Source organism: Streptomyces sp. NPDC050145, assembly GCF_044460245.1.
Classification (GTDB): domain Bacteria; phylum Actinomycetota; class Actinomycetes; order Streptomycetales; family Streptomycetaceae; genus Streptomyces.
Window position 1 is genome coordinate 78,551 of the sequence record NZ_JBITJS010000006.1, and the last position, 23,845, is coordinate 102,395.

General features: G+C 73.9%; 19 protein-coding genes. 8 read left to right on the forward strand and 11 right to left on the reverse strand.

The annotated features are described in order from the left end of the window. Nucleotides 1-99 precede the first annotated feature (99 nt). A complete protein-coding gene (locus tag ACIBTU_RS13850) occupies nt 100-1,383 on the forward strand; it encodes an AAA family ATPase (protein WP_399126294.1) in 1,284 nt (427 codons plus the stop codon). A 128-nt stretch (nt 1,384-1,511) separates the two neighbouring features. Then, nucleotides 1,512-2,717 (forward strand): VWA-like domain-containing protein, encoded by a 1,206-nt coding sequence (locus ACIBTU_RS13855; protein WP_399126575.1) that lies wholly within the window; start codon nt 1,512-1,514, stop codon nt 2,715-2,717. A gap of 187 nt (nt 2,718-2,904) precedes the next feature. Here the strand turns inward: ACIBTU_RS13855 and ACIBTU_RS13860 are convergent, their stop codons facing one another. Continuing rightward, nucleotides 2,905-3,735: a chitosanase gene (locus tag ACIBTU_RS13860; RefSeq protein WP_399126295.1), complete on the reverse strand. Its 831-nt coding sequence runs from the start codon at nt 3,733-3,735 to the stop codon at nt 2,905-2,907. A 127-nt stretch (nt 3,736-3,862) separates the two neighbouring features. After that, nucleotides 3,863-6,058, reverse strand: a complete 2,196-nt coding sequence (locus tag ACIBTU_RS13865; RefSeq protein WP_399126296.1) for an alpha-N-acetylglucosaminidase — start codon at nt 6,056-6,058, stop codon at nt 3,863-3,865. A gap of 294 nt (nt 6,059-6,352) precedes the next feature. Between ACIBTU_RS13865 and ACIBTU_RS13870 the strand changes: the two genes are divergently transcribed. Then, nucleotides 6,353-8,185, forward strand: a complete 1,833-nt coding sequence (locus ACIBTU_RS13870) for an alpha-L-fucosidase (RefSeq protein ID WP_399126297.1) — start codon at nt 6,353-6,355, stop codon at nt 8,183-8,185. Nucleotides 8,186-8,219: 34 nt separating this feature from the next. Here the strand turns inward: ACIBTU_RS13870 and ACIBTU_RS13875 are convergent, their stop codons facing one another. The 3 genes from ACIBTU_RS13875 to ACIBTU_RS13885 form a co-directional block, all read right to left on the reverse strand. After that, nucleotides 8,220-8,657: an acyl-CoA thioesterase gene (locus ACIBTU_RS13875; RefSeq protein ID WP_399126298.1), complete on the reverse strand. Its 438-nt coding sequence runs from the start codon at nt 8,655-8,657 to the stop codon at nt 8,220-8,222. A 133-nt stretch (nt 8,658-8,790) separates the two neighbouring features. Further along, complete coding sequence (locus ACIBTU_RS13880; RefSeq protein WP_399126299.1) at nt 8,791-9,417, reverse strand: hypothetical protein; 627 nt, start codon at nt 9,415-9,417, stop codon at nt 8,791-8,793. Nucleotides 9,418-9,496: 79 nt separating this feature from the next. Beyond that, nucleotides 9,497-10,090 (reverse strand): histidine phosphatase family protein, encoded by a 594-nt coding sequence (locus tag ACIBTU_RS13885; protein ID WP_399126300.1) that lies wholly within the window; start codon nt 10,088-10,090, stop codon nt 9,497-9,499. Nucleotides 10,091-10,278: 188 nt separating this feature from the next. On the opposite strand from ACIBTU_RS13885, the gene ACIBTU_RS13890 reads away from it, so the two are divergent. Beyond that, nucleotides 10,279-13,137, forward strand: a complete 2,859-nt coding sequence (locus ACIBTU_RS13890) for an SNF2-related protein (protein WP_399126301.1) — start codon at nt 10,279-10,281, stop codon at nt 13,135-13,137. Between the two features lie 49 nt (nt 13,138-13,186). After that, nucleotides 13,187-14,512, forward strand: coding sequence for an SWIM zinc finger family protein (locus ACIBTU_RS13895; RefSeq protein WP_399126302.1), 1,326 nt, complete (start codon nt 13,187-13,189; stop codon nt 14,510-14,512). A gap of 7 nt (nt 14,513-14,519) precedes the next feature. On the opposite strand, the gene ACIBTU_RS13900 is transcribed toward ACIBTU_RS13895, so the two are convergent. Together ACIBTU_RS13900 and ACIBTU_RS13905 are read right to left on the reverse strand one after the other, a co-directional pair. Continuing rightward, on the reverse strand, nt 14,520-14,981 hold the full coding sequence (locus ACIBTU_RS13900) for a hypothetical protein (RefSeq protein ID WP_399126303.1): 462 nt from the start codon (nt 14,979-14,981) through the stop codon (nt 14,520-14,522). Between the two features lie 86 nt (nt 14,982-15,067). After that, the gene (locus ACIBTU_RS13905) at nt 15,068-16,165 is read right to left on the reverse strand and encodes a mechanosensitive ion channel family protein (RefSeq protein ID WP_399126304.1); all 1,098 of its coding nucleotides are present in this window, start codon (nt 16,163-16,165) and stop codon (nt 15,068-15,070) included. Nucleotides 16,166-16,241: 76 nt separating this feature from the next. On the opposite strand from ACIBTU_RS13905, the gene ACIBTU_RS13910 reads away from it, so the two are divergent. Further along, entirely contained in the window at nt 16,242-16,994 is a 753-nt protein-coding gene (locus ACIBTU_RS13910) for a class I SAM-dependent methyltransferase (RefSeq protein WP_399126305.1), read from the forward strand. Nucleotide 16,995: 1 nt separating this feature from the next. Here ACIBTU_RS13910 and ACIBTU_RS13915 read toward each other — a convergent pair whose 3' ends face one another. Beyond that, complete coding sequence (locus ACIBTU_RS13915) at nt 16,996-18,204, reverse strand: pyridoxal phosphate-dependent aminotransferase (RefSeq protein ID WP_399126306.1); 1,209 nt, start codon at nt 18,202-18,204, stop codon at nt 16,996-16,998. A gap of 80 nt (nt 18,205-18,284) precedes the next feature. Between ACIBTU_RS13915 and ACIBTU_RS13920 the strand changes: the two genes are divergently transcribed. Continuing rightward, the gene (locus ACIBTU_RS13920; RefSeq protein WP_399126307.1) at nt 18,285-18,929 is read left to right on the forward strand and encodes a winged helix-turn-helix transcriptional regulator; all 645 of its coding nucleotides are present in this window, start codon (nt 18,285-18,287) and stop codon (nt 18,927-18,929) included. Nucleotides 18,930-19,266: 337 nt separating this feature from the next. Here the strand turns inward: ACIBTU_RS13920 and ACIBTU_RS13925 are convergent, their stop codons facing one another. The 3 genes from ACIBTU_RS13925 to ACIBTU_RS13935 form a co-directional block, all read right to left on the reverse strand. Continuing rightward, complete coding sequence (locus ACIBTU_RS13925; protein WP_399126308.1) at nt 19,267-19,995, reverse strand: hypothetical protein; 729 nt, start codon at nt 19,993-19,995, stop codon at nt 19,267-19,269. Next, the gene (locus tag ACIBTU_RS13930) at nt 19,995-21,305 is read right to left on the reverse strand and encodes a VWA domain-containing protein (RefSeq protein WP_399126309.1); all 1,311 of its coding nucleotides are present in this window, start codon (nt 21,303-21,305) and stop codon (nt 19,995-19,997) included. The genes ACIBTU_RS13925 and ACIBTU_RS13930 overlap by 1 nt, the downstream gene beginning before the upstream one ends. Nucleotides 21,306-21,408: 103 nt before the next feature. Continuing rightward, nucleotides 21,409-22,659, reverse strand: a complete 1,251-nt coding sequence (locus ACIBTU_RS13935) for an FAD-dependent monooxygenase (protein WP_399126310.1) — start codon at nt 22,657-22,659, stop codon at nt 21,409-21,411. A gap of 108 nt (nt 22,660-22,767) precedes the next feature. Here ACIBTU_RS13935 and ACIBTU_RS13940 point away from each other — a divergent pair, with 108 nt between their 5' ends. Continuing rightward, nucleotides 22,768-23,682 (forward strand): HipA family kinase, encoded by a 915-nt coding sequence (locus tag ACIBTU_RS13940; protein ID WP_399126311.1) that lies wholly within the window; start codon nt 22,768-22,770, stop codon nt 23,680-23,682. Nucleotides 23,683-23,845 lie beyond the last annotated feature (163 nt).

Consider the following 23,845-nt stretch of genomic DNA (forward strand, 5'->3'; position numbering starts at 1 on the left):
CGCAGCCCGCGTCCGCCGACGCCGCCTGATCCTCTCCTGATCTTCTTCCGCACCCTGGGCGGGCGTGCGTCCCGTCCCCGAACACCCCTGGTGATGCCCATGACTCTCAGCACCCTTCTGCCCACGCCCACCTCCACCCCCACCCCTGCGCCCGCGCACCCGGAGGGCCCTGCCTCCCGACTCGCCGTAGCCGGGGACCTGTTGACGCTGCTGCGGCGGACCACGACCGAGCCCCGGCCCGACGAACAGCTGGAGGCGCTGACGCTCGCCGTCGCCGCCGACCTGCCCGTGCTGCTCTGGGGCGAGCCCGGCATCGGGAAGACCGCCGCGCTGAACCAGCTCGCCGAGTCGCTCGGACTGCCGCTCACCACGGTGATCGCGAGCGTGCACGAGCCGTCCGACTTCTCGGGGCTGCCGATCGTCGGCGAGGACCCCGCCACGCAGGGCGTGCCGATGGCACCGCCGCAGTGGGCGGTGGAACTGGTGCGGGCCGGGCGCGGACTGCTCTTCCTGGACGAGCTGTCCACCGCGACCCCGGCCGTGCAGGCGGCCCTGCTCCGGGTCGTCCTGGAGCGCCGCGTCGGATCGCTCCAACTGCCGCCCGGCGTACGGATCGTGGCCGCCGCCAACCCGCGGGCCTCCGCCGCCGACGGCTGGGAACTGAGCCCGCCGCTCGCCAACCGGTTCGTGCACCTGTACTGGGTGCACGACCGCGAGGTGGTCGTGCGGGGTCTGGGCGGCGTCTGGCCCCGGGCCACCCTGCCGCGCCTCGACCCGGACCGGCTCGCCGACGCCGTCGCGCTCGCCCGGCGCGCGGTCTGCGGCTTCCTCGAGGCCCGCCCCACCCTGATCCACCGGCTGCCCAACTCCGAGACCCGGCGCGGCGGCGCCTGGCCCTCACCGCGCAGTTGGGAGGCGGCGCTGACCCTGCTGGCGTTCGGCACGGCGGCCGACGTCTCCCGGGACGTGCTGGCCCTGCTGGTGCGGGGCGCGGTCGGCGACGGCCCCGGGCTCGAACTCCTCGCCCACCTCGACCGGATGGACCTGCCGAACCCGGAGGACCTCCTCGCCCAGCCGCCCCGCGCGGAGCTCCCCGAGCGCGGCGACCTGCGCCAGGCCGCGCTCGAAGCGGTGGTCGCCGCCGTGGGCGCCCGCCCGGAACAGGCCCGCTGGGACGCGGCCTGGTCCGTCCTCGTACGGGCACTGGAGACCGGCGCCCCCGACCTCCTGGTCGCCCCCGCGACGGCCCTGGCCGGCCTGCGCCGCGACTCCTGGGAGGTCCCGGCCGCGATGGAACGCCTGGCCGACGTCATCGGCATCGCCCGGACGGCCGACCGCTCGGTGGACCGCGTCCGCTCCGCGGCGAACGGAGCGCGCCGATGACGACCACGAACCCGGCCCCACGCCCCCTGCCCCGGCCCATGGCCCCACCGCCGCCCCCGCGCCCGGTGAAGGCCCCGCTCACCCGGCCGCCCGCCCGGACCCGCGACACCTCCGGGCTCCCGCTCGACATGGAGAAGCTGCTCGCCGCGCGGCTGCACGCCGTGAAGGTCCGGCCCTACCTCGCGGCCGCCCTGTTCGCGCTGCGGATCGTCGAGGACCGGTCCGTGCCGACCATGGGCGTCGACGCGCACTGGCGCTGCTACGTCTCGCCCGCCTTCGTGGCCCGGACGAGCGTCGAGGACCTGGCCGGGGTCTGGGTGCACGAGGTGTCCCACCTGCTGCGCGACCACCACGAACGCGGCGCCCGCTACGCCCGGGAACACGAGGAGCACGGCGCCTTCCAGCGACTGCGCCGCAACATCGCCGCCGACTTCGAGATCAACGACGACATCTACGGCGACGGCCTCCCGACGCCCGCCGGAGTCGTCCTGCCCTCGTGCCTGAGGCTCAGCGACGGCCTGCTGATGGAGGAGTACCTGCGGACCGCCTCGATGAAGGGCCTCGCCGGTGACCTGGCCTGGCTGGACTGCGGCAGCGGCGCCGACGGCGAGCCCCGCCCGTGGGAGCTGGGCCCCGACGGCGCCCACGGCCTCACCCGCCAGCAGCGGGACGCCGTACGGTTCCGGGTGACCGAGGCGATCAAGGGCGCCCCCGGCGACGCCCCCGCGGGCTGGCGGCGCTGGGCCGACGAGGCGTTCCAACCCCCGCAGCCCTGGCGGCAGTTGCTCGGCGCCGCGATCCGCTCGGCGGCGGGCGCGCCCGGCGTCGGCGAGAACCACAGCTACCGGCGGCCCTCGCGCCGCTCCGCCTCGCTGCCCGGCGTCATCCTGCCGAGCCTGCGCCGCACGCCGCCCCGGGTCTGCGTGGTCATCGACACGTCCGGTTCGGTGAGCGACGCCGAACTCGGCAGCGCCCTGCTGGAGGTGGCCGCGATCGCCCGTGCGGTGGGCGGCCGGCGCGACCTCGTCTCGGTCGTCTCGTGCGACGCGGCGGTCGGGGTAGCGGTCCCGCTGTGCCGTGCGGAGAGCCTGGAACTGATGGGCGGGGGCGGCACGGACCTGCGCTCGGGCTTCGCGCGGGCCCTGCGCCGCACCCCGGTCCCTGACGTGATCGTCGCCCTGACCGACGGCCAGACCCCCTGGCCCTCGGAACGCCCCCCGTGCCGCACGGTGGTGGGCCTCTTCCCCCGCCCCGCCCGCCCGGTGAACGAGAACGACGAGGACTACGAGCCCGACGGCCCCCCGGACTGGGCCCGAGTGGTGACCATCGGCTAAGAGCGGGGAGCCGTGCAGGAAGAGCCCCGCCAGGGGCGCCCCGAAGGGGCGCGGGGCTGTATCGATCTGCGGCTCCGCCGCGTGGGCGCGACCAGCCACGACGCGACCGGCAGACGCGGACTCGCCAGACCAGGCAGGCGAGTCCGCGCAGACCGACTCCCCGCACCCCAGCGGGGCCTACACCAACTCACCCAATGTGATAAGCATCCCCGTACACCTTCCAGTCGAGCGGCGTCTCGAGCCCCAGGTTCCCCTTCCGGAGGAAAACCCGCTGAGCCGTGTCGACCCGGCTCGTGTCACTGTGCGCCTCCTCCTGCTTCATCGCCCACACCCGCGCGTCGAGGAACGCGTTGAGCCAGGCCACCTCGTCCCCGCCCCGCGCCGGCGGCTGCGCCGCGCGGAGCGCCCGCGCGCGGATCCCGCCGAAGCTCGTGGAGTCCGATCCGTCGCCGTGCATCACGATGGCGTCGTAGTACGCGAACTGCCCCAGCGTGCCGATCCCGTCGGCCTTGCCGCGGGTTACCGCCGGATCGAAGTACACCCGGTCCCGTTCGTCGTCCTGCGCCTTGCGGAAGGCGCTGTCGCGGGCGGCCTCGGCCCAGGCGTCGGGGAAGCCCGGGTCCAGGCCCTCGTGCGAGTCGCTGCCGTCGACCTCGCGCAGGGCGGGCAGATACTCGGCGAGGGGGTTGTCCGGCTTGCGCCGGGTGTAGAGCTCGACGAGGTCGAGCATGTCGCCGGTGCCGGAGCAGAACCCGATGATGCCCGCCGTGTAGCCGCGGCCGTCGCGGATGTCCTCGATGTACCGGTACTGGGCCTTCCAGTCGAGCGAGGAGTTCTCGGCGCTCGACACGAGCTGCATGGCGATCTCCTTCTTCGCCGGGTCGTCGAGCCCGACCGCGCGCGCCGGCAGTCCGGCGGCCCCGGCGAGCTGGGTGGTGAGGAGAGGCGCCGCCACGACGGTGGCGCCGATGAGGGTGAGCAGCGTACGACGGGAGGTGCGTATGTGGGGGGTGGGCACGGTTCCTCCTAGGGGAGTTGAACGTTCCGCCGACTGTTAGGAAGGTTTCCTACCAGAGATCCGGCGTGACGTATACCCGTCAAGCACCCGTCAGATGTCTCGTCGGACGTCTGCGGAGCGGTCCCGCTCAGCCCCGCCGCAGCCGGTCCCGCACCTGAACCGCCAGGTCGTACGTGCTTCCGCTCGGCCGCGTCGCGAGCGCCCCCGGATCACGGATCCACGCAGAGTCGAACGCGTACCAGTCCTGCTTCCCGGGCGCCCGCCCCGCACCGAGCGCGGCCCGCAGTTCGGTGAAGTACGCCGCCCAGCGCTTGCGGTAGAGCCCGCCGACCAGGCCCGCCCACTCCCGGTTCGCGTAGTCGTGCAGGCCCGCCGCCGCACCCGACCGCGTCCCCCACACCGTCACGATCGACAGCGCGTCCTGCGCGAGCCGGTTCCGCTCGGCCGTGTCGGCGCCCCAGGCCCGCGCCTCGGCGACCCAACGGCCCAGCAGGTGCCGGGAGTCAGTGGCGAGCAGCCGGTCGAGCAGGGTCATGAGGGAGAGCCAGTCCGCGCACAGCCGGTCGAACCCGGCCGCGTCCTTCGCCTCGTACGCCGCACTGATCCGCGGCAACAGGGTCCGGCTGCGGTTCGACACGGCCTGCCGCGCCACGTCGAGCAGGTCGGTGCGGTACGCCGACGAGCCGCGCAGCCCCGAGCGCACCGCCAGCAGATGGTCGAGGGCCTTCTCGAACTCGCCCGCGTCGTAGCGCAGCCGCTTCGGCGACCACGTCGCCGCCGACACCGCCTTGAGCGAGGGGCGCGCCCCGAACAGCCCGTCCGCGCCCTCGGCCCACTCGTCCGCGCGCGTCGTCCCGTACGCGGTGCGCCGCAGCACGTCCCAGGCGGCGACGGCCCGCGCGTCCCGTCCCCCGTACCGGGCCACCGCGTACGCCTCGAACCAGCTCTTCAGGTCCAACGCGCCGTCGGTCCAGGCGAGTTCGGAGAACAGCTCGAAGGCGGCCGGATTGTTGTCGGCCGCCTCCGGCAGCAGCGCCGTACCGCGCAGCGCGCTGCCCGGACGGTCCCGCCAGGCCGGGAACAGTTCCGCCCAGTCCCGGGTGTTGGCCCCGAGCACGGTGTGCCCGCCGAAGTTCCAGATCGAGCCGAACGCGTACGGTGTGCCGCCCCAGTCGGCGTCCCGGTCGGTGACGCTCGTGAACCGGTCGGAGAGCCCGTCGACCACCAGCATGTGCCGCTTGTCGATGGCGTCCACGATCGCCCGCGGCGGATTGTGCCGCCAGCCGAGGATCACCCAGACCGCGTCGCCGCGCGCGTCGCGCAGACCCCGCTCGACGCCGCGCGCCGCGTCCCCGACCGGGACGTCGCCGGCGCTGCCGCCCTCGTGCAGCAGGTCCATCTTGAACAGCCGGGCGGGACCGAACAGCTCCTCCTGGTCCCGGTAGAACGCGGCGGCCACCGCGGCGAACTGCCGGCCGCGCGGATCCAGCCATTCGGGGCGCCGGTACCCGTACCAGTCGCCCTGCGGCACCACGTGCGCCCCCGGGTTGCGGTCCGCGAAGCCCGGCGGCACCGTCCCGAAGTAGCCGGGGAAGACCGGCTCCATGCCCAACTGCCGCACCCGGTCCGCGATCCGGCGCCCGAGCCGGGCCCGCGCCGCGAGCAACTGCGCCGAGACGGGACCGCCCGCCGGGCCCGCCATGTTCTGCAGCAGCCACCACGGCTGGTGCGCGGGGGAGGGGATCCACGCCCGCAGCTCGGCGTCCGTGTACCCGAACCGGCGGAACACCCGGTGGTACAGCGCGTCCGCGCCGGCCTGCACGAACACCTCGTTGAACCCGTGCAGCGCCAGCACGTCCAGCTCGCGCTCCCAGTACGCCCAGTCGTGGTACGCCCCGGTGTAGCCGTCGTTCGTGTCGTTGAGGACGAACCGGTGCGGCACACCCGCGTGCCCGGTCAGCGCCCGCGCAGGCAGCGGCAGCCGGTCCGGCAGGTCGAGTTGCTCGCCCGCCCAGGAGATGTTGGCGTGCGCGACGTCCTTCAAGTACCGGCGCAGACCGGCGAGTTGGACGGCCGGCGAGGAGCCCGTCACCCGGATCCGGCCACCCGAGGCCGCCACCCGGTACGTGTCGTGCGCGCCGCCCGGCGGGCCGAAGTCCAGTTGGTCCGCGGCGGGCCCGAGCAGCCGGCGTGCGGCACGTGCGGCGGCGCCGACGGTCGCGGCGGAGAAGGGTAGGGCGTCGGCGCGGTCGGCCCCGGCGGTGCAGGACACCGCGGCCGATCCGGCGAGCGCGGTCAGGAGCGTACGGCGAGCCAGCGGCATGGCTCCTGCATACCCGGCGCGACCCCCGCCGGAGGTGACGCCATGCCGAAGCCCCGGGAGGAGACAGGTGAACGACCCCCGCAGGCCGCGGCCGGATCGTGCGTGAGGCATCCAATGATTCATCGGATGTGGTTCCGCCAGGATGGCTGATTCACGCACTGTTCGGGGGTGACTGCTGGGAGCGGGACGCATTGACATCCGATGTATGCGCCTCTACGTTCCGATGCGTTTGGTTCGCCTCAGGTCCCACGCGCCACGCATGCACCGACGTACCCACACCCCGGGAGCCGCACCATGCGCATCCAGCGAAGCATCGCGGGACTCGCCGTCCTGCTCGCCGCGACCCTGGCGGCCACGGCCGCCGTGCCGGTCGCCGCCGCCCCGTCCGCGGCGCCACCGGCCGCCACCGTCGCGGGACCCGGCACGGACTACGCCCACGACGACCCCTTCACCGCCGGACGCACCGACTGGTGGCGGCAGGACCGCTTCGGCATGTTCATCCACTTCGGCGCCTACTCGAACTGGGAGGGCGAGTACCCGCGGGCCGACGGCAGCCTCTGCCGCGACGCCGAGTGGATCCAGCGCTCGTGCAGGATCTCCAAGGACGCGTACGAGAAGAAGGCGGCGAGCTTCGACCCCGCCGACTTCGACGCGAAGGCCGTCGTGAAGACCGCCAAGGACGCGGGGATGAAGTACATCGTCATCACGTCCAAGCACCACGAGGGCTACGCGATGTGGCCCACGAAGGTCAACTCCTGGAACCTGCGCGACCATTCGTCCTTCGACAAGAACCGCGACATCCTCGCCGAACTCAAGAAGGCCGCCGACGACGCGGGCATCAAGCTCGGCTTCTACTACTCGATCTGGGACTGGCACGACCCGGACTTCCCGGACCCGGCGACCTTCCCGAAGTACGAGAAGCGCATGTACGCCCAGCTCAAGGAGCTCGTCGACAACTACGACCCCGCCCTGCTGTGGTTCGACGGCGAATGGGACACCGAGGACCCGCACAACCCGTGGACCGCGCGCGACGGCGAACGCCTGGAGGCCTACCTCCACGACCTCGACCCGGAGCTCGTCGTCAACAACCGCGTCGGCAAGCGCCGCGTCGTCGACGGCGACTACGGCACCCCCGAGCAGACCATCCCGGACGCCCCGGTCGACGGCCAGCTCTGGGAGTCCTGCATGACCCTCAACGGACACTGGGGCTACGCCCGTTACGACCAGAACTGGAAGACTCCCGGCAGCCTCGTCCGCAACCTGCTCGCCACCTCCTCGCGCAGCGGCAACTACCTGCTCAACGTCGGCCCCGACAGCCGCGGCCGCATCCCGCAGCAATCGGTGGACCGCCTGAAGCAGATGGGCGACTGGCTGCGCGCGGACGGCCAGGGCGAGGCCGTGTACGGGGCCCGCTACGGAGGCCTCGTCGACGAGCCGGCCTGGGGCTCGGTCAGCCGCAAGGGCGACGTGCTGTACGCCGCCGTCACCGACTGGCCCGCCGCCGGACAGCCGCTGCACCTCAAGGCCCGCACCGACTTCAAGATCGCGCACGCGCGCGTGCTCGGCAGCGACCAGGAGGTCACCGTCACTCGCTCCGGCGACGGCTTCGACCTCACGCCGTCCGGCGGGCCCACCAACGACATCGCGACCGTCGTCCGGCTGACCGTCGACACCGGCCCCGAGACGCCCACGAGCACGGGCCACGGGCTCAAGCAGGAGATCTTCGACAACGCCACGCTCAGCGGCGCCCCGAAGATCACCCGCGTCGACCCCACCGTCAACCACGCCTGGAAATACGCCGGTTCACCCGACGCGAGCATCCCGGCGGACACCTTCTCCGTCCGCTGGAGCGGGCACCTCACCGCCCCGCGCACCGAGACGTACACCCTCACCACCGTCTCCGACGACACCGCCCGCGTCTGGATCGACGGCAAGCTGGTCGTCGACGCCTCGGATCCGCACGGCCCGCGCGTCGACAAGGGGACGGTGCGCCTCACGGCCGGCACCCGGCACGCGATCCGGATCGACTACACGGAGAACACGGGCGAGGCCCACATGAAGCTCCTCTGGTCCGGCCCGGACCAGGAACAGGAGATCGTCCCGGCCCGCCGGATGACGGCGGACTGAGCCCCGGAGCGGCAGGCGGGCCCGGACGTCCGGTCTACAGGCCGAACACGTCCGGGTTCGCCGACAGCTCCTTGAAGATCTGCCGCGGGTCCGGCACCAGCTTGCGCGCCTTCAGGTCCAGGATCCCGCCCACGGCGGTCACCTCCGCCGAGACCGTGCCGTCCGCCTTGCGGACCGTCTGACGCATGCGGAACGTCTTGCCCTCGCCCCACTCGAAGACGCAGTCCACGTCCACCTCGTCCCCGGCCCGCAGCTCGCGCAGGTAGCGGATGGTCGTCTCCAGCGCCACCGGGCCCACGCCCCGGGCCAGCAGGTCGCCCTGCTCGATGCCGCCGTGGCGCAGCGCCGACCAGCGCGCGTGCTCCGCGTACTGGAGGTAGACCGCCTGGTTCAGGTGTCCCTGGGAGTCGGTCTCGTAGCCCCTGACCTGGATGTGGACGGAGTACGGCTCGCTGTTGTGCGGATCAGTCACGATGTTCCTCTCGCTGCGCGCCCTGCGCTGCCTGCCTGCCCCGGTGCCTGAGCGCTTGCTCAGGCCTCTCGACGGGGCCAACAGCCGGGACCGGCCCCGCATTCCTCACCACCGCCCGGACCGGCGGATCGCGCTACGTGCGTCTGGGTGAGGCGAGCAGCCAGCGCTCGCCCCGCTTCCCGGCGTGCTCACTGACCTGCCAGCCGGCCGCGGCCAGGGTCGCCGCGCAGGCCGCGAGGCCCGCCGCGTCCGGATGGTGCACCGACACCGCCTCGGGCTGCGGGGTCGACGTCACCCGGTACCCCGGCGCCGCCCCGCTCGCCGGCTCCCGGCCCGCCGCCTCCAGGGCGAGGGCCGCCGCGTGCTCGAGACGGCCACGCTCCCAGGCGCAGGGCCGGTCGAGCGCACCGTCCGGATTCGTCATCCGGCGTATCTCGAGCAGCCCCTGCCAGGCCGTGCGCACCTCGCGCGCCCGCGCGGGCGAGACCACGGCGTCCGGCTCGCCGCCCAGCCGCGCCCGGAACCGCCCGTCCCGCTCGGCCTCCGGCGCGGGCGACGGCGACGGCGGCTCAGTGCCCGCCTCGCGCAGCCGGTGCCCCTCCGGGGTCAGGAAGTGGGCGTGCGGCGGCCGGGGATGCCGGAACGCCAGCTTCAGCACGACGAGCCGCGCCAGCTGGGCCTCGCTCCCGGTGATCCGGCCCGTCTCCGGATCGGCCGCGTCGATGATCCGCCGCTGCACGGCGGTCGGCGGTCTGGTCATGGCACACCTCCTGACCACGATGGTGCACGGGACCACTGACAACGCCGACGCCCCGACGGTGCTGCGCCGGGCGCCGGGGTCAGGGCCGCAGGTTCCAGCCCGCGATCACCGGCCGGCCGTGCTCCGTGCTGATCCGGCTCACGGTGCCCGTCGCCAGCAGGAAGTGCGCGCCCTCGGACGCCGGCAGGCCGAGCCGCCGCGCGGTCAGCACCCGCAGGAAATGGCCGTGTGCGACGAGCACGACACTGCCCTCGTTGTTCGCGAGCGCCGCGTCCACCTTCGACAGCATCCGGTCCGCGCGCGCCCCCACCTGCTCCGGCGTCTCGCCCGGATGCTCCGGCGGGCCCGGCGCCACCCCGTCGTCGAACAGGAACCAGTCGGGCCGGGTGCGATGGATCTCCAGCGTCGTCACGCCCTCGTAGCCGCCGTAGTCCCACTCGCACAGGTCCGGGTCCACCGCGGCCGGGTCCAGGCCCGCGAGCTTCGCCGTGTCCCGGGCGCGCCGCATCGGGCTCGTGAACACCGCCCCCACGTGATAACTGCCGACGAGCGGCGCGACCCGGCGCGCCTGCTCCCTGCCGTTCTCCGTGAGCGGGATGTCCGTCCAGCTCGTGTGCCGTCCGTTCAGCGCCCATTCCGTCTCGCCGTGCCGGACGAGGAGCAGATCACCCAAGGTTCACGCCTGTTCATGAGGTCTCGTGCAGGTCCGGGGCCATTCTCCCCGAGGCCGGCCGCCGGCGCGGACCGGGGAGCGCGGACCGTGATTGTCAGACCCGGCCCGTAAGGTCGTACGGGTCGTGGAGACCGGCCGCACGGGACGCGGACCGGACGTGAGCAGTCAGTAGGAGGAGGTGACGTGGCGTGACGCTGCCGGAGCCGCAGGGCGTGGGCGCGGAGGTCGCCGCCGTCTTCCTGCCCGCCCCGCTGCCGCGCGAGGGCCGCATCGCCCTCTGGTGCCCGGACGGCGCCGGGCCGCCCGGCGCGGACGAGGAGATCACGGTGGTGCGGCCGCACGGCACCGGCGTGCGCTCCCGCAAGGTCCCCGCGCGCGTCCTGCCCGTGGCCGACGCGCTGCCGCTGCTCCTGCGGGCCCGCCGCACCCGCGCCGCCCACCCCGCCACCGCCGCCTGGGGCGCCGCCGCCGCGCACGCCCTGCACCTGGTCGCCCGCGGCCGGCTGCTGCCCGGACTCACCGCCTCCGACCACGACGCCTGGCGCGCGGGCCCGCTCGACGAGGACGACGTCGCCCAGATCCGGGGCATCGCCGCCGCCCTGCCGCCCGAGGGGTACGCGACCCCGCTCCCGGGCCGCCGCCCGCTGCGGCTGCCCGAGCCGCAGGCGCTCGTGCGCGCGTTCCTCGACGCCGTCGCCGACACGCTGCCCCGCACCCCGGCCGCGGCGCACGCGGCCGGCGCGCCGTTCGCCGCGGCCGCCGCCCAGTACCTCCCGCACGCGCGCCCCTGGGCCGTCGAGGCGGCCGCCGGACTCGACGCCGGGGTGAAGGTCTCGCTCCGGCTCGACCTCGCACAGCACGCCCTCTTCGACGCGGCCGAGGAGGACGCCTCGCCGCAGGAGTCGGGGGAGCGGCGCGCCGGGGCCGCCGTCGTCCAGGTGCACAGCCTCGCCGACCCCACACGTGTCGTCGACGCCGCCGCCCTGTGGGCCGGGGAAGCCGACGAGCACTTCGGACCGCGCGCCCGGATCGACGCGGTGCTCGCCGTGCGCCGTGCCGTCGCCGCATGGCCGCCGCTCGGCCGCCTCATGGAGCAGGACGTGCCCGACGTCCTCGCCCTGAGCGAGAGCGAGCTGATCGATCTGCTCGGGCCGGGCGCCGCACGCCTCGCGAAGGCAGGCGTCGCCGTCCACTGGCCGCGCGAGCTGGCCCGCTCCCTCACCGCCACCGCCGTCGTACGGGCCCAGGCCGCGCCCGGCTCCGCGACCGACGGCACCCCGTTCTTCGACAGCGACGAACTGCTCGCGTTCAACTGGCAGTTGGCGCTCGACGGAGACCCGCTCACCGAGCGCGAGATGGACCGGCTCGCCGAGTCCCACCGCGCGGTGGTCCGGCTGCGCGACCAGTGGGTCGTCGTCGACCCCGACCTCGTGCGCAAGGCCCGCAAGCGCGAGCTCGGGCTGCTCCAGCCCGTCGACGCGCTGGCCGTCGCGCTCACCGGCGAGGCCGAGGTCGACGGCGAGCGGGTCCCCGCCGTGCCCACCGGCCGCCTCGCCGAGCTGCGCGACCGCCTCACCCGCGGCCTCGACACCGTCGAGCCGCCCCCGGGCCTCGCCGCCACCCTGCGCGACTACCAGCTGCGCGGCCTCGCCTGGCTCGACCTCATGACCTCCCTCGGACTCGGCGGCTGCCTCGCCGACGACATGGGCCTCGGCAAGACCGTCACCCTCATCGCCCTCCACCTGCGCCGCGCCCGCCCGCACCCCACCCTCGTCGTCTGCCCCGCCTCCCTGCTCGGCAACTGGCAGCGCGAGATCGAGAAGTTCGCCCCCGGCGTCCCCGTGACCCGCTTCCACAGCAGCGCCCGCACGCTCGACTCCAGCGGCTTCGTCCTCACCACGTACGGCACCGTCCGCACCCGCGCCGCCGAACTCGCCGCGCACACCTGGGGCATGGTCGTCGCCGACGAGGCCCAGCACGTCAAGAACCCCCACTCGGCGACCGCGAAGGCGCTGCGCACCATCGACGCCCCCGCGCGCGTGGCCCTCACCGGCACCCCGGTGGAGAACAACCTGTCGGAGCTGTGGGCCCTGCTCGACTGGACGACCCCCGGACTGCTCGGCCCGCTCAAGGCGTTCCGTGCCCGGCACGCGCGCGTGGTCGAGGGCGAGGTCCCGCTCCAGGGGCACGGCGGCACCGACCCGGAGGCGATCGAGCGGCTGTCCCGGCTCGTCCGCCCGTTCATCCTGCGCCGCAAGAAGTCCGACCCCGGCATCGTCCCCGAGCTGCCGCCCAAGACCGAGTCCGACCACCCGGCCCCGCTCACCCGCGAGCAGGCCTCGCTGTACGAGGCGGTGGTCCGCGAGTCCATGGCGCAGATCGAGGCAGCCGAGGGCATCGGCCGCCGGGGCCTCGTCATGAAGCTGCTGACCTCCCTCAAGCAGATCTGCAACCATCCGGCGCAGTACCTGAAGGAGGCCGAGGACAGCCGCCCCCGGCTCGCCGGCCGCTCCGGCAAGCTCGCCCTGCTCGACGAACTCCTCGACACGATCGTCGCCGAGGACGGCTCGGGCGGCTCGGTGCTCGTGTTCACCCAGTACGTGTCCATGGCCAAGCTGCTCGCCACCCACCTGGCCACCCGCGCGATCCCCTGCCAGCTGCTGCACGGCGGCACCCCCGTCGCGGAGCGCGAGCGCATGGTCGACCGGTTCCAGGCCGGCGAAGTCCCCGTCTTCCTGCTGTCGTTGAAGGCCGCGGGCACCGGGCTCAACCTGACGCGCGCGGGCCACGTCGTGCACTTCGACCGCTGGTGGAACCCGGCCGTGGAGGAGCAGGCCACCGACCGCGCCTACCGCATCGGACAGACCCAGCCCGTCCAGGTCCACCGGCTCATCACCGAGGGCACCGTCGAGGACCGCATCGCCGAACTCCTCGCGAGCAAGCGGGCGCTGGCCGACGCCGTGCTCGGCTCCGGCGAGGCCGCCCTCACCGAGCTGTCCGACCGCGAGCTGACCGACCTGGTCTCCCTGCGCCGGGAGGCGTCATGAGCGCGCACGGGAAGCGAACCGTCGTGAGCGCGAAGGGAAGTGACCCGACATGAGCCCCGCCCGTGCCCGGCGGCCCGCCGCGCACATTCCCGGCCGCGCCCGGTCCGGTGAGCAGGCCCAGGCCCGGCACACCGACACCCGCCGCACCTTCCCGCCGCTGCCGCCCCGCGCCCGGCCGAGCGCGGCGTTCGCGCTCACCTGGTGGGGCAACGCATGGGTGGACGCCCTGGAGGACACCGCCCTCGACCCGGCCCGCCTCGCCCGCGGCCGTGCCTACGCGGACCGGGGCCACGTCGACGCGATCACCGTCACGCCCGGCCGCGTCGTCGCGTACGTGCACGGCTCGCGCCCCCGCCCCTACCGGGCCGAACTGCGGCTGCGCACCCTGCCGGACGAGGCCTGGGAGCGCTTCCTGGACACCGCGGTCTCCCGCCCCGACCACATGGCGTCCCTGCTCGACAAGGACGTGCCGCACGCGCTCGCCGCGTCCGCCGACCTCCTTCCGGCCGTCGACGACCTCACCCCCGAGTGCACCTGCCCGGACCGCGCGCACCCGTGCAAGCACGCGGCGGCGCTCTGCTACCAGACGGCGCGGCTCATCGACGAGGACCCCTTCGTCCTCTTCCTGCTGCGCGGCCGCGGCGAGCAGGAGCTGCTCGCTGACCTGACCCGGCGGCACGCCACGCACACGGCGCGCGAGCAGCAGGAGTCCGGCGCGGAGGCCTCGGGTCCCGAGCTCGACTCGCTCCCCGCCCGCGACGTGTTCGCGCGGGACTCGGCCCGACTGCCCGCCCTGCCACCGGAGTTCCCGCCGCCCGCGCACCCCGAGCGCCCGCCGTCCTACCCGGAGGCGCCCGGCGCCCCCGACCCGCTCGCCCTCGACCTGCTCGCCACGGAGGCGGCGGCCCGCGCCCACGCCCTGCTCACCACGGGCCGCGACCCGCTCGCCGGATTCACCCCCTGGCAGGACGCGGTCCGGCTCGCCGCCGCGCACCCCGGCTCCGGCCTCACCGCGGCGACCCGCACCCTGTACGCGTCCCTGGCCCGCGGCACCGGCCGCACCCCCGCCGACCTCGCCCGCGCGGTCGCCGCCTGGCGGCAGGGCGGGTTCGCGGGCCTCAACGTCCTGGAGGAGGAGTGGGACCCGCCGGCCGGCCCCTTCGACCGCGCCCGCCCCGCGCTCCTGGCCACGGGCCACCCCGAGTTCCGTCCGCGCCGCAACTACCTCTCGACCCCGTCCCTCCAGCTCCGTCTGGGCCGCGACGGCCGCTGGTACGGCTACGAGTCCGACCCCGGCCGCGAGGACTGGTGGCCCCGCGGCGAACCGTCCGCGGACCCGGTGTCGGCGCTCGACTCCCTGCTCGGCCTCACCTGACCGCAGGTCACCGGTGGACGGTCGGTGCGGCCCGGGTGACGAACGTGTCCAGGGCCGCCTTCGCCTGGCGGGAGCGGCGGTCGCGGTCGGCCTCGTCGGTCGCCTCGTGCATGCAGTGGGTGAACTGGAAGGCCTGCGCGGCCAGTTCACGCAGGGCGGGGTCTGCGCAGACCAGTTGCACGCGGGTGAGCGCGGCCCGGGCCGCGATCCGTGCCTCGTAGGAGGCGTAGCGGGAGGCGTCGGCGGTGCTGCCGGGGCCGTCCTCGTAGGCCCGGTACCAGCGGTCGTTCTGGGCCCGCCGGTAGTCGTGCAGCTCTCCGGCGAACGCGCTGTAGCAGGAGATCCGCTCCTGCCGCATCTGCTCGTTGCGCGCCAGTTCGGCGCTGCGCACGGTGGCCCGCCCCTGGAAGAAGTGCGTGACCACGGACCCCAACAGCGTTCCCAGCACGGCTATCAGCGCCGCTTCCATCGCCTCGCACCCCTCGACTCACCGAACACCGGCCGGCACGAACTCAACCCGATCGGTCCACCGCTGTCGAGTGCGGGTGTGCGGCGTCAGCCGCGGCCGGTGCGGGGCGGGCGGCCGTCGCGGCTCAGGGAGACCACCGCGTCCGTGTCCGGAGGAAGGACGGCCGCGGCCGTGTTGACGCGGGGGAGGGCGTAGGGGTGCTGGTCGGCGAGCCAGCGGACCAGGTGTTCGCGGACCGTGACGCGGACCGTCCAGATGTCGTCCGCGTCCTTCGCGGTGACCACCGCGCGGACCTGGAGCGTGCTCGGCGTCGTGTCGGTGACGGCCAGGCCCCAGTTGCGGCCGTCCCAGGCGGGGCACTCGCGCAGGATGTCGTGGAGCTTCGCGCGCATCGCGTCGATCGGGGCGCTGTGGTCCAGGTGGAAGAAGACCGTGCCGGTCATCTGGGCGCCGCCCCGTGACCAGTTCTCGAACGGCTTCGACGTGAAGTACGAGACCGGCATCGTGATCCGCCGCTCGTCCCAGGTGCGTACGGCGAGGTAGGTCAGCGTGACCTCCTCGATGGTGCCCCATTCACCGTCGACCACGACGGTGTCGCCTATGCGCACCATGTCGCCGAACGCGATCTGGAACCCGGCGAACAGATTGCCCAGCGTCGACTGCGCCGCGACACCGGCGACGACGCTGATGATGCCGGCGGACGCGAGCAGCGAGGCCCCGGCCGCGCGGAACGACGGGAACGTCAGGAGCATCGCGGCCACCGCCACCACGCCGACGACCGCGGTCACGATCCGCTGGATGAGCGTGATCTGGGTGCGTACGCGCCGGACCCGTGCCGCGTCCCGGTGCTGGTCGGCGTAGCGCGTGTAGGTCGACTCGACGACCGCCGTCGCGATCCGCACCACGAGCCACGCGGTGGCGCCGATCAGGACGAGGCTCAGCACCTGGCCGATGACCGCGGTGTGGTCCCGGGCGACCCGTGCCTGGTCGTACGAGCCGCGCAGCAGCGCCGAGCACAGCACCAACTGGTACGGCAGCCGGCAGCGGCGCAGCAGATCCCACAGCGGGGTCTCGGGGTGGCGCCGGTCGGCGCGCTGCAGCAGACGGTCGACGGCCCACCCGACGAGGAGTGTGAGCACGACGGAACCGCCGAGGACGATCAGCGGACGCAGTACGTTCTCCATCCCCCGACCGTAACCCGCACCCGGAACGGGCCGTTCAGCCCCCCTCGGCTTCCGGCCGGGCCCGTAGGCTGCCCCGATGGATCCTCTGACGGGCACGAAGGAAACGACGGGAACGACGGAGAACGAGTACGACCGGTTCGCCGAGGTGTATGCCGAGGCCACCGAGAACAGCCTCGTGAACGCCTACTACGAGCGGCCCGCCGTGCTCGGCCTCGCCGGTGACGTGACCGGCCGCCGGATCCTCGACGCCGGCTGCGGCGCGGGCCCGCTGTCCGCCGCGCTGACGGAGCGCGGCGCGGAGGTCACCGGCATCGACGCGAGCGCCGCGATGATCGCGCTCGCCCGCCGCCGCCTCGGGGACGGCGCCGACCTGCACGTGGGCGACCTGGGCGACCCGCTGCCGTTCGGCGACGGCGCGTTCGACGACGTGGTCGCCTCCCTGGTGCTGCACTACCTGGAGGACTGGGGACCGGCCCTCGCCGAACTGCGCCGCGTGCTGCGGCCCGGCGGCCGGCTCATCGCGTCCGTGGACCACCCCTTCGTCGCGTACACGCACCCGGGCACGCGGCCCGACTACTTCGCGACCAGCAGCTACGCCTTCACGTGGGAGTTCGGCGGCCGGAGTCTGCCGATGCGGCTGTGGCGCCGGCCGATCCACGCGATGACCGAGGCCTTCGTCGCCGCCGGTTTCCGCGTCACCGCCCTGAGCGAGCCGCGGCCCGACCCGGCCGCCCGCGCGCTCTTCCCCGACGACTTCGAGAAGCTCGCGACGCGGCCCTGCTTCCTGTTCTTCGTCGTCGAGGCGGCGGCCGGATCCGCCGGGCGGTGACCTACTGCCGGTAGCCGCTCAGGAAGCGGCCGATGCGGCTGATCGCGGCGTCGAGGTCGTCGGCGTAGGGGAGGGTGAGGATGCGGAAGTGGTCGGGGCGCGGCCAGTTGAAGCCCGTGCCCTGCACCACCTGGATCTTCTCGCGCAGCAGCAGGTCCAGGACGAACCTCTCGTCGTCCACGATCGGGTGCACGGCCGGGTCGATGCGCGGGAACGCGTACAGCGCGCCCTTCGGCTTGACGCAGCTGACGCCCGGGATCTCGTTGAGCTTCTCCCACGCCTTGTCGCGCTGCTCGTGCAACCGGCCGCCCGGCGCGGTCAGTTCACGGATCGACTGGCGGCCGCCGAGCGCGGCCTGGATGGCGTACTGGGCCGGCGCGTTCGGGCACAGGCGCATGGAGGCCAGCATCGTCAGGCCCTCCAGGTAGCTCTTCGCGTGCTGCCGCGGGCCCGTGACGACCAGCCAGCCCGACCGGAAGCCCGCCACCCGGTACGTCTTGGAGAGCCCGGAGAAGGTGAGCACGACCAGGTCCGGGGCGAGGGCGGCGGCGCTGTGGTGCACCGCGTCGTCGTAGAGGATCTGGTCGTAGATCTCGTCGGCGAACACCATCAGGCCGTGCCGGCGGGCGAGATCGAGGATGCCCTCGACGATCTCCTTCGGGTAGACGGCGCCGGTGGGGTTGTTGGGGTTGATGATGACGACGGCCCTGGTGCGGTCCGTGATCTTCGCGGCCATGTCGTCGAGGTCCGGGTACCACTCGGACTGCTCGTCGCACAGGTAGTGCACGGCCTTGCCGCCGGACAGCGTCGTGACCGCGGTCCACAACGGGAAGTCCGGGGCGGGGATCAGGACTTCGTCACCGTCCTCCAGGAGCGCCTGCACGGCCATGGAGACCAGCTCGGAGACGCCGTTGCCCAGGAACACGTCGTCGACGCCCACCTCCAGGCCGAGCGCCTGGTAGCGCTGGGCCACGGCGCGGCGGGCGGAGAGGATGCCGCGCGAGTCGGTGTACCCGTGTGCCTGCGGGAGCATCCGGATCATATCCTGGACGATCTCCTCGGGCGCCTCGAATCCGAAGAGCGCGGGGTTTCCGGTGTTGAGGCGCAGCACGCTGTGGCCGGCCTCCTCGAGCGCGTTGGCGTGCTCGATCACCGGGCCGCGGATCTCGTAGCAGACCTCGCTCAGCTTGCTCGACTGCCGGAACTCCATGTGCGTGCCTCCTTGCTGGGGTACTTGGTTTTACCAAGCTGGAGCTTGGAAAGTCCAACAAGTTGCATAGACTGCCGGTCATGAGCCGCCGAAGCTACGACCAGTACTGCGCCGCCGCCCGCGCTCTCGACGTCGTCGGGGACCGCTGGACGCTGTTGATCGTGCGGGAACTCCTCGCCGGGCCGCGCCGCTACACGGATCTGCACGCCGATCTGCCCGGCGTCAGCACGGACATGCTGGCCACGCGGCTCAAGGACCTGGAGCGGGACGGGGTCGCCGTACGGCGCCGGCTCGCACCGCCCGCCTCCTCGTACGTGTACGAACTCACGGAGCGGGGGCGGGATTTGCTGCCCGTGCTGCAGGCGCTCGGAGAGTGGGGCGGGCCCCTGCTCGCCGAGCGGCGCGCCACGGACGCGGTGCGGGCCCACTGGTTCGCGCTCCCCGTGCTGCGCGGGCTCTCGGGGCTGGGGGAGAGCGGGGTCGTGGCCGTCCGGGTCGACGAGGGGGAGTTCTTCGTACGGGTCGGTCTGGACGGGGAGCCGTACGGGGAGGGCGTGTTCGGGGCTGGGGAGGCCGATGTGCGGCTGGTACTGGACGCGGAGGTGGCCGGGGCGATCGCTCGCGGGGAGCGGGATGTGGTCGCGGCCGCGCGGGAGGGGGCGGTGAGCGTCACGGGTGAGGGGGCATTGGCGAAGGCCCTCATGGCCGACCCTGCGCGCGGCTGACAGCGGCGGTTCGGCAATTCAAGCCCCTTGGGGGTCCCCCCGGACGGAGTCTGGGGGAGTTTGAGGAGCGGGGGCCGGGGCGGAGCCCCTGGGGGTGCCGCCGTTGGGGGTTGCGCATTCGTCGCCGGGTGCGGGTCAGTGGGGCTTCTGGCGCAGTTCCCCGCGCCCCTGAAGGCGCACTTCGTGCGCCCCAGGGGCGGGCCGCTGAGGCGGGGGCCGGTTCGTTGTCGGGTGACGCGAGCGGCGTGGCTTCTCGCGCCCGCGCGGCGGAGCCGCAGATCGATACAGCCCCGCGCCCCCGGGAGGCGCGCTTCGCGTGCTCCCAGGGGCGTTGATCTCAGGCCCGGCGGGGACGGGTCAGGACGTAGCCCCAGATGCCGGCCAGTGAGGCGAGCGCCGCGCCGAGCGCGGTCCAGAGCCAGCGGGTGGTCCACCACGGAGAGGACCAGTCGTGGTCGTCCGGCGCGCCGGGCGCGACCAGGGGCTCGGAGAGCGCACCGTCGACCGCCGCGGCGGCGCCGATCTCCTTCGACGTCGCCTCCAGCGACGCCGACACCGGCAGACCCAGGTCCGCGTCGTCGAGCCCCGTCACCGTGAGCCGCACGTAGTAGGAGCCGGGCAGTGGATCATCGGCCCAGGGCTCGGACCAGGCCCGCACCGTCCGCAGCGTGCAGGCGAGTTCGACCTTCGCCGCGTCCGCCGGCACCGTGCGCGCCTGCGTCCCGTACATGCACGACTGGCGGCGCCGCAGCCCGTCGTACACATCGATCCGCCAGCTCTGCGCCCCGTGCCGGGCCTGCGCCTCGGGGAGCGCGACACTCGCCCGGACCGTCGGGCGCTGCCCGGAGTCCGCCGGGAACGACCAGTACAGGTAGTCGCCGGTCGACGCGCTCGCCGTCGCCTTCTGGCCCTGCTCGAACGGGGTCGCCGTACGGAACGACGTACCCGCCTCGGTCGGCGCCTTCTGCTCCGTGTCCTCGCCCTCGGCGGCCGCGGGGCCCGCGAACGCCAGCAGGGAGACCAGGCCGCCCAGCAGGGCACCCGTCAGAATTCGTGTGCGTCGCATCAGTTCGTCCTCCAGACGGCCACGCGCCAGCGCGACAGCCAGCCCCAGATCACACCGGCGAGGAACCCGACCACGACGAGCGCGCCGAGCAGCCACCAGCCGCGGCCCAGACCGAACGCGGCCACGTCGGAGGAGCCGTCGGGCCCGTCCACGACGTCGACCGTGAGCTCGACCGGCAGGCCGGGCGTGGTCTTGACGGAGGCCGGCGCGGAGTAGGAGTTGGACACCTGGAGGCACACCGTCTCGGCCTGCGGCTCATCGGAGTCCGAGCCGGAGTCCGAGCCGGAGTCCGTGCCGGAGTCGGTGTCCGGCTTCGGGTAGCGCAGGCCCGTCGAGACGACGTCCGTACGCCCGTCCCCGGCCCCCTGGCCGCGCACGATCTCCCGGCCGTGCGTGGTGACGGCGCGCAGCAGCACCCCGTAGTCCCGGTTCACGGCCCGGTCCGCGGCGACGCTCACCGCGGCGCGCAGCTCCTTGCCGGGCTCGACGTCCACCCGGTAGTAGCGGTGCTCACCGAACTTTTCCCGGTCGGTGTACAGGCCGGGCTTGAGCTGCGGGGCGCTCGCGCACTGCGCCGCGCCCTCGACCGCGACCGGCGTCACGACCGGGTCGGCGGCCCGGTCCACCAACTGGCCGACACGGTCGGTCAGTTCGTCCTTGTGGCGGACGGAGGTGTACGTGCCGCCCGTGGCGTCCGCGATGCAGGACAGCTGCGCCCGCGTCTTGGCGTCGGCCACGAGGCCGAGCGTGTCGATGGTGAGGCCGATGCCCTTCGCCGCGATCTCGCGGGCCACCTCGCACGGGTCGAGCGGCTGACAGGTGTCCTCGCCGTCGCTGATGAGGACGATCCGGCGGGTGCCGTCACCGCCCTCCAGGTCGTCGGCCGCCTTCAGCAGCGCCGGACCGATCGGCGTCCAGCCGGTCGGCCGCAGCGTCGCCACGGCGGTCTTCGCCTCGGTGCGGTCCAGCGGGCCCACGGGGTAGAGCTGCGCGGTGTCCTTGCAGCCCGTCCTGCGGTCCTCGCCGGGATAGTTCGCACCGAGGGTGCGTATGCCGAGCTCGACCTCCTCGGGGGTCGCGTCGAGCACCTCGTTGAACGCCTGCTTCGCGGCGGCCATCCGGGAGTCGCCGTCGATGTCGCGGGCCCGCATGGACCCGCTCACGTCCAGGACGAGTTCGACCTTGGGGGCGGGCTTGTCCCCCGCGGGCTCGTCGGCGGCCGCCGCGCTGCCGACGGGACCGAACCCGCCGAGGGCGACGGCGGCGAGCAGGGCGCTCGCGCCCGCCGCCAGCCGTTTTCTAGTGATCATCGGCGGATCCTATGGAGCCGGGCGCGTCGATGCCAAAACGGCGACCGGGTTCTGATAGGGGATCAGCCGCTTTGTGTCCCGCCGTACTTCGAAGGGCCCGCCGTCAGCCGCTTCCCCCGCTGTTTCCCCGCGTGAGACTGCGCCCGCCGAACGCGCCGGAACCGTCGAGCCCGCCCCACCACTTCTCCAGCTCCGCGCGGTCCATGTCCCCCCAGCGCGGGGTCCGCTCCACCAGTTCCCGGCCGAGCCGGCGCCCGAGCGTCACCATCGTGCGGCCCACCGCGGCGCGGTCGGCGTCGTACGCGGCGAGGGCGGTGGACAGGGTGGGCGCGCCGGACAGCGCCGACTCCAGGGCCGTCGCGTCCTGCAACGCCTTCACCGCGCCCGCACCGGTGTGCGGCCGGGCCACCGTCGCCGCGTCGCCCGTCAGCGCCATCCCCGGCGCCGTGTACCGCTCGGCGGTGAAGTCGTACAGCGGCTGCAGGATCAGCTCCTCCGGCGTCGTCAGCCGGACCAGATCGCCCCAGTACGGGGGCAGCAACTCCTCGGCGACGTACGCGAGATGCTCCCGCAGCGGGGCGGGCGCGGTGCCCGGCGGCAGGCTCACCGGCGAGTCGGGCGCCGGAGCGTGACCGGGCGGCGGCGTCGTGTACAGCACCCAGTTGGCGTGCTGCCCGCCGCCGGACCCGTCCGGGATGCGGTACACGATCAGATGCCCGCCGGGGAAGACGACGTACGCGCACTCGTCCTCGGGCCAGAGGCCGGGCGCCGCGAGCCGCTCGACGGGGAACGCGCCGCGCCACGCCGTGTACCCCGCGTACTCGGGCCGTACGTCACCACAGGCGGCGGCCCGCACCACCGACCGGTACCCGTCCGCGCCCACCACCAGGTCGAACCGCTCGGACGCGCCCGTCCCGGCCTGAAGGAACACCCCGTCCCCGCCCGGATCCGCGGTCACCTCCCGCACCGGCGAACCCGACCGCACCTCCACATCGGCGGGCACCCGGCGCCGCAGCTCCCGCCACAGGGAACCCCAGTTGTAGGCGCGGAACGGGAACGGCGTCGCCCACAGCTCGCGGCCGAGCGGCGCGGCGGCCGCCTCTTCCCGCACGTACCAGCGCCGCTTCCTCATCTGGACCCACGGCATCGACACATCGACATAGCCGGACGCCGCCAGCTCCGCGTACCGGTCGTCGTGCAGGGCCACGCCGACACCCCGCGCGTCCAGCGGGCCCGCCGCCCGCTCGTGCACGGTCACCGCCCCCGCTCCGCCCCGCCGCAGGGCCAGCGCCGCCGCGCACCCCGCGATGCTTCCGCCCACGACGGCGACGGACGGACCCTGACCCCTGCGCATGCCCACTCCCTGCGGTCGACGACACCGCGCGTGATCCTTCCAGCCCCGGGCCCCCGCCGCGCGGAAACCGACAGGAACCGGCCGCGTCCCCTGATCTACAGTGGCGCTGTGCTGCGCGAAGTGACTGCCGTCCGTTATCTGAACCCGCTGCACACCGGAGGTTCGGTCCCCGGTGTGGTCGAGGCGGACGACCTCGGCACCTACGTCCTGAAGTTCACCGGCTCGGCGCAGGGCGTGAAGGCGCTCGTCGCCGAGATCGTCGTGGGGGAGCTGGCGCGACGGCTCGGGCTGCGCTTCCCCGAGCTGGTGCTCGCGCACTTCGACCCGGCCGTCGCCGCGGACGAGCCGCACCAGGAGGTGCAGGACCTGCTGCGGGCCAGCGCCGGGATCAACCTCGGCATGGACTTCCTGCCGGGCGCCGCCGACTTCACGCCCGAGATCGCCGGGGTGTTCCCCGTCGACCCGCTGGAGGCCGGCCGGATCGTCTGGCTCGACGCGCTGACGGTGAACGTGGACCGCACCGTCCACAGCTCGAACCTGATGGTGTGGCCCACCTTCGGCACGGCGCCGCCGCGCCTGTGGCTCATCGATCACGGGGCGGCGCTCGTCTTCCACCACCGCTGGGACGGGGCCGCACCGGAGAAGGCGTACGACTTCCGGCATCACGCGCTGGGGGTGTACGGGCCCGATGTGCGGGCCGCGGACGCGGAGCTCGCGCCGCTGGTGACCGAGTCGTTGCTGCGGGAGATTCTCGCGCTGGTGCCGGACGCCTGGCTGGTGGACGAGCCCGGGTTCGACGGGCCCGACGCGGTGCGGGACGCGTACGTCGCCTTTCTGCTGGCCCGCGCCCGGAGCTCGGCCTCCTGGCTGCCCACGGAGTTCCCGTCCCGGGACGAGCTGGCGGCCGCCGACGCGAAGCGGGCTGCCGCCATGGAGCGGGATCGTCCGGCCTGGCTGAAGCGGGTGCCCGACCTCCACGGCAAGCCCGGCGCCGAGCAGGACTGGTCGGTGCATCTCGGCTGACGGCCCGGTGGGGGCTGGTCGCGCCCTAGAGGCGAACGGCTTCGCCGTTCAGCCTCTATAGGGGAAATGCCGCCCGAAGGGCGTGCATTTCAGGGGCGCGGGGAACTGCGCGACCAGCCCCCACCGGCCCGCAGACGCCACGCAACGCAAAAGCCCCCGGCGC